Genomic DNA, 10,040 nt, shown 5'->3' with positions numbered 1-10,040 from the left:
AGAGGCAAAGAGTTTGCATGTTATACAGATGTAGAAGAAGAGTTGGGAATAGATTTTTACTTTGCAGATCCCTACAGTGCTTGGCAAAGGGGAACGAATGAAAATAGTAATGGGCTATTACGTGAATTCTATCCTAAGAAAACCGACTTATCGAAAATCAGTAATGAAAGTTTAATTAAAATATTATATAAAATAAATTCCAGACCTAGAAAATGTCTGGAATTTAGAACAACATTTGATGCATTTTTATACGAGATAAATAATTTGGAGTAAGTGTCGCAATAATTATTGCAATTCAGCATTAAATTCATTATTTATTTTATTGAAATAATTTTAATAAATTTATTAGTTGGATATTTAAATTATACATACAACTTACATATAATCTTACTAGGTATTCTTGCCGGAATATTATTTGGTTCTATTTTCAAAGTTACGGATATGATTTTTAATAAATTTTCCACAAAAAACAATCCTTAGTTTAGTTTACGCTTTACTAAGGATTTAAATTTATATTTTTAAAAAATTCTATATTTTAATCATATTTAGCATTAATAATTGTTTTATTTTACTTTGGACTCCTATTAATGTTTCTTCTTTTTCTTCATCTCTAAGTATTCTGGATAGATATTCCATAACCTCTTTAGCATCTGCAATCTTCTCTGATTCAATCTTTTTTAACTGTTCGTCTATATAGGTTTTAATTGTAGTAGTTTACTTATATTTGTGTTTGTATAATTTTTACTATATCCAGCTTTTATTGCTGCTTCTGTTGCATTTCCACTGATGATATATTCATCAGCAAATTTCTTTTGTTTAATTGTTAGTTTTTGTGACAAATATATCACCACTCTTCCCGTGTATTAAAAAGCTACCTTAATGGTAGCTTTTACATTTATAGGTTGTCAAAACCTCACTATATTTTTTATCCTCATAAAAAATCATTTCCTCTCGATATTTTTTATTAAATTTATTTTATATCTATTTAACTTAAGAATATTTTCTTCTATTTGTTTTATAGTCCTTTCATATTCACTAACAGCTTGCGATTTTTCCCCGTCATATTTCTCATCAAATGCTTCACGGAAAACTCTTGGCACATCAACTTTATCATGTACGGTTGCTTGTATAACACTGAGGAGCACATCATCTATTACTTCTAATTCACACATTATCCCTTCTTCTACACCATTTACCATATTTGCTAGTTCATTTATATATAAATTGTTGTTTTCCTCATTATTGAAACTTTCATTATCCTCTGCTATTATTTCAAATCTATTCTCTATTTTATCTATTAACTCTAATGCTCTTTTATTATAATAAGGATAACTCTTTTCCCTATTATTTTTTAAATCTAATAAAATCTTTTCCATATCGCAATTTGCCTTGTGCACATTCTCTTCTTTTAAAATAATTTCTTCAAATTTAGTAATATTTCCACTAATTGATTTTTCATGAAAAATTTTCATTTCCTCTTCTAAGTCTTTATGTAAAGAAATAATATCGTCAATAATTGTTATCCATAAATTTCTTTTCTCAAACTCTATCTTTATATCTAGTTCTTCTTTTAATTGCTTACTTAAAAGTACATAAGATACCAATATTGCTATCAAGGAAATACATATTGTTAAAATCGGATATACATAATCACTAAAAATATTTCCTTTAATATTATCTGCTAATTTAATTAATGAATCATTAATTAAATTAAAAAATTCTTGATTATTCATTAGGCTTCACCTCAATATTATTATACCAAAATATTAAGGTTAATCTATATACAAGTTCTATCTCCCAACTACTTAGCGCATATACTTTGAACTTGTTGTACATTCCCACTAATGACCATATAAAAAGAGAGGTTTTATCCTCTCTTGATATGTCTATTTAATTTTCTAAATAACTTTCACTTAGTTTATATTTCAGTGGTCTGCCTTTCGATTGATATACCAAACCTCTTTCCTCCAAAGATTTGAATCTTTTTATTATAGTCTGATTAGACAAGCCTAATATTTCTGCATCAATGAGATCTTTAGCTCCTACACCTTCCCCAATTCTATTAAATAAGTGTTCCTGCACAAGTACTCCCATGATATTTTCATCAACTTCATCACTAATATTGTCATCATTATCTATTTTATCAAAACCTGACTTAATTAATAATGATTTAGATTCCAATTCTTCTTTTAAGTGTTTTTGTCCTGATATTAGTAACTCTAAAAAACTATCTACGAAATAATTTAGTTCTCCTTGGCTTGATACTTGATTAGTCTTATGGAAAGCATCATAATATTTATTTTTATTAAAATTTATACCTTGAGCCAATGACATAGCTGTTAAGCTAGATAAGCTTTCGTTTAAATAAATACTACTTATAAATCTTCCAGTCCTACCATTCCCATCATAGAAAGGATGTATATAACCAAAATAATAATGTGCAATCGCAATACTAATTATGTCACACTCTTTTTCTTCCATGAAACCAAACAGCAAATTAAGTTTTTCTATTATTTTTTGCTCATCGTAAATACCTCGATGTATCTCTTTTCCAATATCTTTACCAAATACATAAGCTATTTCTTTTCTAAATAATTTGCCATCGGGTAAACTGCTTTTTTCTATTTCTCCATCAGTTATTTTATCATAAATAGTCCTAATATCCTCTACTTTATCAGGAACGGATAATTTATCATCTGATAAACTAAAATATGAATAAAGAACGCTTTCAAATCTTACTCTATTCACTTTCCCTTCGGGCTTAGATAAAACATTCCTAGCTGTTTTTACTATTTCCTCTTTACTGCTTTTCACTCCCTCTATTTCATTCGTGCTAAATAATTCTGATGCTATCAATTCTATTAAAAAATGTCTTTTCGCAACTTGCGGAATTTTTTCATCTTCTAATTTTAATTCCCCATCTAACTTATACACTTCTGAAACTAAACGCATTGTATTTTCGGTTGGAACATAATATATGTTAAATATATTGGTTTGATCAATAGGTTTCATGTCCATTTTTGTCTTTTTTGTAGTTTGTCCATTATATCTGTTTTGAAGTTCTTTAGTTCTTTCTTTTTCGCCATTTAGGTTATAAAATAATTTGTACATGTATTCCATAAAAACTCCTCCAGTTTATTAATTATATACATATCTTATTTTATAATCAACACTTTTCTTATTTTTATATTATTTGTTGATGAAACATCATCTTTCAAATGATGCTATTTTGTTTTTTTTATCATTTATATCCATTGTGTCATAATTAAAAAAACAACCTATTACACGATAGATTGCTCTTATTCAGTTATCACTTGCTAGTATTCGTCTGTGTTTCCCTTATAGGCATGTGTTTTGTTAAATTTCAGGAGGCATTGAATTTATTAAAATCTACTTCTTGATACAATTTTACATCTAGACTAAATCATGTCAACCCTGTGTCTAAAAGTGTCATCTAGTGTCATATTTTAGTTTTATTAAAATACTACCGCCATCTACTAAAGCTCTTCTGTATTTTCGATGTAGACTCTTCTTTGCTATAATTCAATTTATCTTCTATTCCTTCCCAATCCATATTTTCTAAATACTTTAATTTTAAAATTGTTGCGCACACCTTGAAGTTTATTTATTTACTTCCTTGCTTTGTCTTCTATACCTACAAGCTTATCAATATCTCTATTTATTTCGTTTTACAAACAGCATCTTCCATTGTTGTTAGTTCTTTTAACTCCTATTTTTTTAGTTCTAAAATGAATTTATTTTGTTCATGCGCTGATTGGTTGCTTTATATCTATAAAAAGTTCAATCTATCTATATTCAACTCATTTCTTTGATATAATATATTTATTAAATAATAATCTATGAAATGTCTGATTTTATGTCTCGTGTTCCAAATATTCCTAGTGCAGGAGAATTATTTAATAAAGTACACGGCGATTTAATATCACCTTACGTTAAATTAATAGTGTAACAGTCTCACTACTTTTTAGAACTGTTGCTGTATTAACTTCTCCTTTGGAAAAGTGGATAATGGAGAGTGAAACTAATCTTCAAGAAATTTCAAAACTAGTTGCCGAAAAAACATGAGAAAAATGGAACTGTTGAGCCTGAAAATTATATTGCTGTTCCAACTATACAAGATATTTTTTAGGTGTCAGTAAAGAAACAATAAATGCTAGATCTAGCAGATTATAAAGAAGATACATTGTGGTTTAAAAAAATTAAATAATGAACATTAAGGAGAAGTTAAATTAAATGGATAATGAATTAATCTATAGTGTTACAGGAATAATTGCAACTTTAGAAATTTACGACGATAAAATTATTATCTCTAAAAACGGATTGACAAAAAATATAGATAAAGGCGATATGACACTATACTATAAAAATATAATAGCTTTGGATTATAAAAAACCAACATCTATAAATAGAGGATATTTAAGATTTGTCTTACCTGGTTCTGATGTTAAAAAATCTTTAGCTGATGTTATTAATGATGATAACACTATAGTATTTGCTAAAAAAGAAGATGATATAATTCAAAAAATCATTACATATGTAGAGTCTAAATTAGGAAACAACACAATACACTCAATTAGTGTAGCTGATGAATTATTAAAATTTAAACAACTGCTCGATGCCGATGCCCTCACACAAGAAGAGTATGATATAAAAAAAGATGAACTACTTAACCTTAACAAGCCCGAATTTAAAATGACAGAAGATGATAACCCTAAACAGTCTAATCCACCTGAGTCAATAGAATTAAATCACGCTAAATTTAAAGAAGATATAAAACCAAAGAAAAAAGGCAAACCTGTGCTGGCAGTTATTATATTTGCTTTTATATTGTTTTTTGTATTTAAAAGTATGAATGGAATCATTCTTTCAACTTCTTCCAATTCCTCATCCACAAATGAAGTTCCACCACTTGTGAATATTGAACTCATTCATAACATGAATTTGAATCAGCTTACAGAAACTTTCGGAGAACTTAAATTTGACACAACTATGAATACGCTGGGATCTTATGGAGATGATACAGGACAAGGCATAATAGTTGATGTATATAATACCTTGGATTATAAATATACATTTTATTTAAGAAAAGATACAGGAACATTATATTATTTAGCCATTACAATTCCCGAAGCTGAACAATTCAAAATAAAATCTGTTGATGATATTTTAACCAGTTTAAATTTAAAAAAAGGTAAAAATATCACTCAAAATAAAAATGGTGTTACTCGATTTTATAATGTAGATGATACTAATATTGTAAAAGAGCTTTATACCTATGGTGATAGCGCTGTATACCCACAAAAAGTAAGTATTGTTCAATTATTCTTTGAAGAACGCTAGGAGGATTTACTATGAAAAAGAAATTTGTAAGCTTGTCACTTGTATTAATGATGTTGGTTTCACTAATACCTAATTATGCAAATGCACAGCAACCAATTAAACTAATAGTTGATGGAAAAGAGGTTAAATCAGATGTTGCACCATATATTCAGAATGGTAGAACTATGGTGCCAGTAAGATTTATTGGTGAAGCTTTAGGAATGAAAGTAGAGTTTTCAGAAATAGAGCAAAATGGATATGACAATATACCATTCGTATCCTTAACAACTCCAAATGGCAGATTTATTAGTATTGATGTGTCGGGAGTAGAATCTGATGGTCTTTCCTTTAATACTGGAAATTCCGACTATAATCCAAGTTTAATTATTAGAAATAATAGAATTTTTGTACCTATACGTTATATTGCTAATGCTCTTCATATGGATATATCTTGGGATAAACCTACAAATACAGTTGAATTAAAAACAAACAATAATAACAGTGTATATCCACTTTACTATGTTGATGAAGATTTTAATGAGATTAAATCTGATAAAATACAAGTCGAGTATAGAAATGAACAATATTTGGTAAAAGATTCTAATTATACTTTATATGACTATTCGTATGCTTATTGGGCAGAATTATATGGAGAAGAAGGTTTTGAAAAAATAGCTTTAAATAATAATACTATATTTAGAAATGAATTTTTAAAATACGGGAATGTATCATTTTTAATGAATTCTGAGAGAACTAAAATTGTTGGGAGTTTCTTTGTCGATTAGACAAAATTATAAATAAAAACCCTATACTCTGAATAATTAGAATAAAAAATATAAAAACAAATGAAAGAAGTGAAATACATGAATGAAATACAGTTTCTATTATATGAAAATGACCAGACAGTCGAAGTTCTTGCAAAGGATGACACTATTTGGGCAACTCAAAAATCTATTGCAACTTTATTTGATGTTGGCGTACCTGCAATAAGTAAACACTTGAGCAATATCTTTGAAACTGGTGAATTAGATGAAAATCGAACTGTTTCCAAAATGGAAATAGTTCAAATAGAAGGTAGTCGAGAAATTAAACGTAAAACTATTTATTACAATATTGATATTATACAGCCTTCTTAATGTTAAAATTAAGGAGGTGTTTTTATACGAATTTTTCAAGTGACAATCAAATATAAAATAAAATAATACACTATAAACTTATATAGATAAATCTAAATCCGCAACAACTGATAATAAACCTGCATTTTAAAAATGATTAACGAAGTTAAATACATAGATTATGTAATAGTTCACAAATTGGATAGATTTGTTAGAAACAAATATGATAGTGCAATATACAAAAATAGTATATAAAAAATTTAAAAACCAAAAAATCTATTGTCGACTATGCATATAACATATGTAGAAGATATGGAAATAAATATAATAATCATACAAATAGTGATAAATTGATTAAGTTAAAAATTAACAAAACATAATAAAAAAGGGCAAAAAAATAGTAGACAAATTAGTCTACATTTTTTACAATCAATATTTTAATACTGAAAATTGTTATGGTCGGGGTGAGAGGATTTGAACCCCCGGCCCCATGGTCCCAAACCACGTGCGCTACCAAGCTGCGCTACACCCCGAAACAATTACTTATTTATTATATGGTTTCCTTTCAACTTTGTCAATACCTTTTTTTATTTTTGAATAATTGACATCGCTTTTTACTCAATATATAATATCTAAGATGAAATGAGGAATATAATGAAAGCAGTAATATTTGACTTAGATGGGACACTAATAGATTCAATGTCCATGTGGAAAAATTTGGGAAAGACATTTCTCGAAGAAAAAAATTTAATAATGACAGATGAAGTTTCTCAAACTATGACTACCATGAGCCTTACTATGAGTTCTAAATATTTAAAGGAACACTATAATTTAAAAGATAGTTCCGAGGCAATTTACAATTACTTTAAAAAAGTCATACTGGAATTTTATATTAATCAAGCTCTCCCAAAGGAACACTCCCTTGAAACGCTACAAGCCTACAATGATTTAGGCTACGATGTAGTACTTGGAACTGCAACAAATTACGGATTTGTAGAGCCACTACTTGAGCGATTTGATTTAATGGACAGTTTTAAATTTGTTCAAACTGTAGATTCTGTAAAAACCAGCAAAGACAATAGTAAGTATTTTAAAATAATTTCCAACAAACTGGAAATTAGTCCAAATGAAATATTTTTATTTGACGATGCAAGGTTTGCACTTAGTGCAGCAAAAAATATAGGGATTAAGACCGTAGCTGTATATGACAAATATTCAGATGATCATTGGAAGGATATAAAGGTTGAAAATGACTATGCCATTAAAACTTTTAAAGATTGGTCCGCAAAATGAAAATTTTATTGTTTTTTTTAACTAGAGGAATAATAGTATTTATTTTAACATTTTCATTTTTCTCAATTATTAGAACAAAATACTTTTCTAATCTTAAAAAAAACTCCTCAGTTAAAAGAGAATTTCTATTAAGTATTTTTGTGGCATATATTGCAGTACTATTTTTGTTTTTATTTACTCCAAATGTATTTATTGCAAACCATGGCATTGACTTAACTGCAGAAAACTTTGACTTTGTGGGAGATTTTCAAGATAGAATTAATTCCGGTTCTTGGGGAGTGAATTTTCATCCATTTAAAACTATAAAAAACTATATAAACCACTCAAGTTTTCAACATGCTTTTTTAAATATTGCAGGAAATATAATTCTATTTATTCCATTAGGTGCTATACTTCCCACAATTTATAAGGGCTGCAGAAAATTTTATAAGACAACTTTGTTTTGCATATGCTTTAGTTTGTTTATTGAGTTTGTACAATTTTTTATAGGCCGCTCTGTTGATATTGACGATTTAATTTTAAATACTATTGGTGGAATTGTTGGTTATGTTTTATTTTACATCTTAAATAAAGTAAATTTAATCAATATTTGACCCCCTATTTAATTTCATATATAATTAGAGGATACGGGGGCGAAATTGGCTTCGACGGGGGTTTGGAGCTTTTAGTAGCGAGCCGTTGTGAGGAACAACGATAAAAGTCTCAACAAAAATTAAACGATAACGATAATTACGCGTTAGCTGCCTAAGCGGCGGCTCATCCATTAAGAGAGTCCCACGACTTTTAACTGGGTGTCAAATTAGTGGGAAACGAAGCTCTGTAAGTTGCCATAACAGAGGGGGTATTAATGGTAATATAGTTTGGAAATCCTGTTAATTGGAGTTTTAAACCGAACACTAAATAATTAACTGCGCTCGGAGAAACTGACTGGGAAGGACTTTCGGACGTGGGTTCGACCCCCACCGCCTCCACCATACATATGTGTATTTTTCTATTTAGTCTTATGACCTTGGAAAATACACGTTTTTTATTTTTAGTTACTTGTATTTTCTTGTTTTGTTTATGTGTTTTTCTTTTCTGGTAGGACATTTTATATAAAACAAGGCTGTATAATATCAAAAAAGATAGGAAACTGGCGAAGTTAAACTTTTTATTGATAAATTTGAGTTAGAGAGGTTGAAAAACTATAGTGAATAAATTTATTGTTACTGTACTATTTATATTTCTCTATATCTTAGGATTTATTGTTCTTGGAAATATTATAGACTTATTTAAATTTTCTCAAAGTACTATAAATACAATTCTTGGAATGTACACAGGTCTAACTGTGTACATTGGGATTAAAGTCTATCAAAAATATAAAATTTCTTAACTTTTAATAAAACTACAGACAATTTTATTTCAATAATAATTTCTCCAATACTTAAATTTAATCTCGACAGTTTTTTACCTCTGTGATAAAATTTATTAGTAATTGAAAGTTTATTATGAGATGTTAAACTTAAGGAGGAAAAACAGATGAATACACTTTATAACGGAAAGACAAAATCTGTGCTTACTGATGATGCAGGTGAAGTCTATCTATTCTTTAAAGATGATATTACAGGAGAAGATGGTGTCTTTGACCCAGGTTCTAATACAGTTGGTGGAAGTGTTGAAGGTAAGGGGAAAATAGGACTTACAATTTCTAAATACTTCTTTGAATTAATGGAAAAAAACGGCATTCCAACTCACTACCTAGGTGCTAATGTTGATGAGGGTTTAATGCATGTTAGAAAACTTACTGTACCCGCTTTAGAGTTTGTACTACGTTATTTTACTGCAGGAAGTATGTGTAAAAGATTTACACTTGACGAAGGTATTCCCTTCGATCCTCCATATCTTGAAGTTACTTTAAAAGATGACGAGCAAGGTGATCCTCTTATAAGTGAAAGACTTTGTCTAATGAAGGGACTTTTAAAAGAAGGCCAATACGATGAAGCTCTTGATGTATTAGTTAGAGTTGGTGAAGTTCTAAGAGATGAGCTTGCTAAAATGAACTTTACTTTAATAGATTTTAAAATAGAATTTGGCTATGATGAAAATGGAAAAATATACGTAGCTGATGAAATAACTCCGGATATTTGGAGAATTCGTGATGAAAACGGAAATATTCCAAATCAAGTTGATGCTTCAAAACTTATTTTAGAAAAAATTAAATAGATAAAAATTTCCCCCTTAGTTTATTTACTAAGGGGTTTTTATTGGTTCATTGTCAAATGTTGGGGTAGGTTTTTTCCTACCTCAATTTTT

At 28.5% G+C, this 10,040-nt stretch carries 10 protein-coding genes, 1 tRNA gene, 1 other RNA gene and 1 pseudogene; 9 read left to right on the top strand and 4 right to left on the bottom strand.

Going from position 1 to position 10,040, the window contains the following annotated elements; translation table 11 throughout:
- A partial coding sequence (locus BUB47_RS09540; RefSeq protein ID WP_143270644.1) for an IS30 family transposase occupies positions 1 to 273 on the top strand: 273 nt, incomplete at its 5' end.
- Positions 274 to 645: 372 nt separating this feature from the next.
- On the opposite strand, the pseudogene BUB47_RS10080 reads toward BUB47_RS09540, so the two are convergent.
- The 3 genes and pseudogenes from BUB47_RS10080 to BUB47_RS09520 all read right to left on the bottom strand — a co-directional run.
- Positions 646 to 848: pseudogene (locus BUB47_RS10080) on the bottom strand (terminase small subunit); the annotation flags it as partial.
- Positions 849 to 941: 93 nt separating this feature from the next.
- The gene (locus BUB47_RS09525) at positions 942 to 1,733 is read right to left on the bottom strand and encodes a hypothetical protein (RefSeq protein ID WP_073185741.1); all 792 of its coding nucleotides are present in this window, start codon (positions 1,731 to 1,733) and stop codon (positions 942 to 944) included.
- A gap of 157 nt (positions 1,734 to 1,890) precedes the next feature.
- Entirely contained in the window at positions 1,891 to 3,120 is a 1,230-nt protein-coding gene (locus BUB47_RS09520) for a Fic family protein (RefSeq protein ID WP_073185740.1), read from the bottom strand.
- Between the two features lie 1,134 nt (positions 3,121 to 4,254).
- On the opposite strand from BUB47_RS09520, the gene BUB47_RS09515 reads away from it, so the two are divergent.
- From BUB47_RS09515 to BUB47_RS09505, 3 genes are all read left to right on the top strand, one after another.
- Positions 4,255 to 5,361: an SHOCT domain-containing protein gene (locus tag BUB47_RS09515; RefSeq protein ID WP_073185738.1), complete on the top strand. Its 1,107-nt coding sequence runs from the start codon at positions 4,255 to 4,257 to the stop codon at positions 5,359 to 5,361.
- A gap of 11 nt (positions 5,362 to 5,372) precedes the next feature.
- Positions 5,373 to 6,125, top strand: coding sequence for a copper amine oxidase N-terminal domain-containing protein (locus tag BUB47_RS09510; RefSeq protein WP_073185736.1), 753 nt, complete (start codon positions 5,373 to 5,375; stop codon positions 6,123 to 6,125).
- A gap of 78 nt (positions 6,126 to 6,203) precedes the next feature.
- Positions 6,204 to 6,476 (top strand): virulence RhuM family protein, encoded by a 273-nt coding sequence (locus BUB47_RS09505; protein WP_073185734.1) that lies wholly within the window; start codon positions 6,204 to 6,206, stop codon positions 6,474 to 6,476.
- A gap of 435 nt (positions 6,477 to 6,911) precedes the next feature.
- Here BUB47_RS09505 and BUB47_RS09500 read toward each other — a convergent pair.
- Positions 6,912 to 6,988, bottom strand: a tRNA-Pro gene (locus BUB47_RS09500).
- A gap of 121 nt (positions 6,989 to 7,109) precedes the next feature.
- Between BUB47_RS09500 and BUB47_RS09495 the strand changes: the two genes are divergently transcribed.
- The 5 genes from BUB47_RS09495 to BUB47_RS09480 all read left to right on the top strand — a co-directional run bounded on the left by BUB47_RS09495 (position 7,110) and on the right by BUB47_RS09480 (position 9,950).
- Complete coding sequence (locus BUB47_RS09495; RefSeq protein ID WP_073185732.1) at positions 7,110 to 7,748, top strand: HAD family hydrolase; 639 nt, start codon at positions 7,110 to 7,112, stop codon at positions 7,746 to 7,748.
- The gene (locus BUB47_RS09490; RefSeq protein WP_073185731.1) at positions 7,745 to 8,341 is read left to right on the top strand and encodes a VanZ family protein; all 597 of its coding nucleotides are present in this window, start codon (positions 7,745 to 7,747) and stop codon (positions 8,339 to 8,341) included. The genes BUB47_RS09495 and BUB47_RS09490 overlap by 4 nt, the downstream gene beginning before the upstream one ends.
- 35 nt (positions 8,342 to 8,376) lie before the next feature.
- Positions 8,377 to 8,722: a transfer-messenger RNA gene (gene ssrA, locus BUB47_RS09485) on the top strand.
- A 215-nt stretch (positions 8,723 to 8,937) separates the two neighbouring features.
- Positions 8,938 to 9,120, top strand: coding sequence for a hypothetical protein (locus BUB47_RS09950; RefSeq protein ID WP_143270643.1), 183 nt, complete (start codon positions 8,938 to 8,940; stop codon positions 9,118 to 9,120).
- 146 nt (positions 9,121 to 9,266) lie between these two features.
- Positions 9,267 to 9,950, top strand: a complete 684-nt coding sequence (locus BUB47_RS09480; RefSeq protein ID WP_073185729.1) for a phosphoribosylaminoimidazolesuccinocarboxamide synthase — start codon at positions 9,267 to 9,269, stop codon at positions 9,948 to 9,950.
- The last annotated feature ends 90 nt before the right edge of the window (positions 9,951 to 10,040 follow it).

Origin of the sequence: Anaerosphaera aminiphila DSM 21120, from assembly GCF_900129925.1 — a bacterium.
Classification (GTDB): Bacteria; Bacillota; Clostridia; order Tissierellales; family Peptoniphilaceae; genus Anaerosphaera; species Anaerosphaera aminiphila.
The sequence above is the reverse complement of the archived record's forward strand: the minus strand, read 5'-3'. Positions and strand labels throughout refer to the sequence as shown.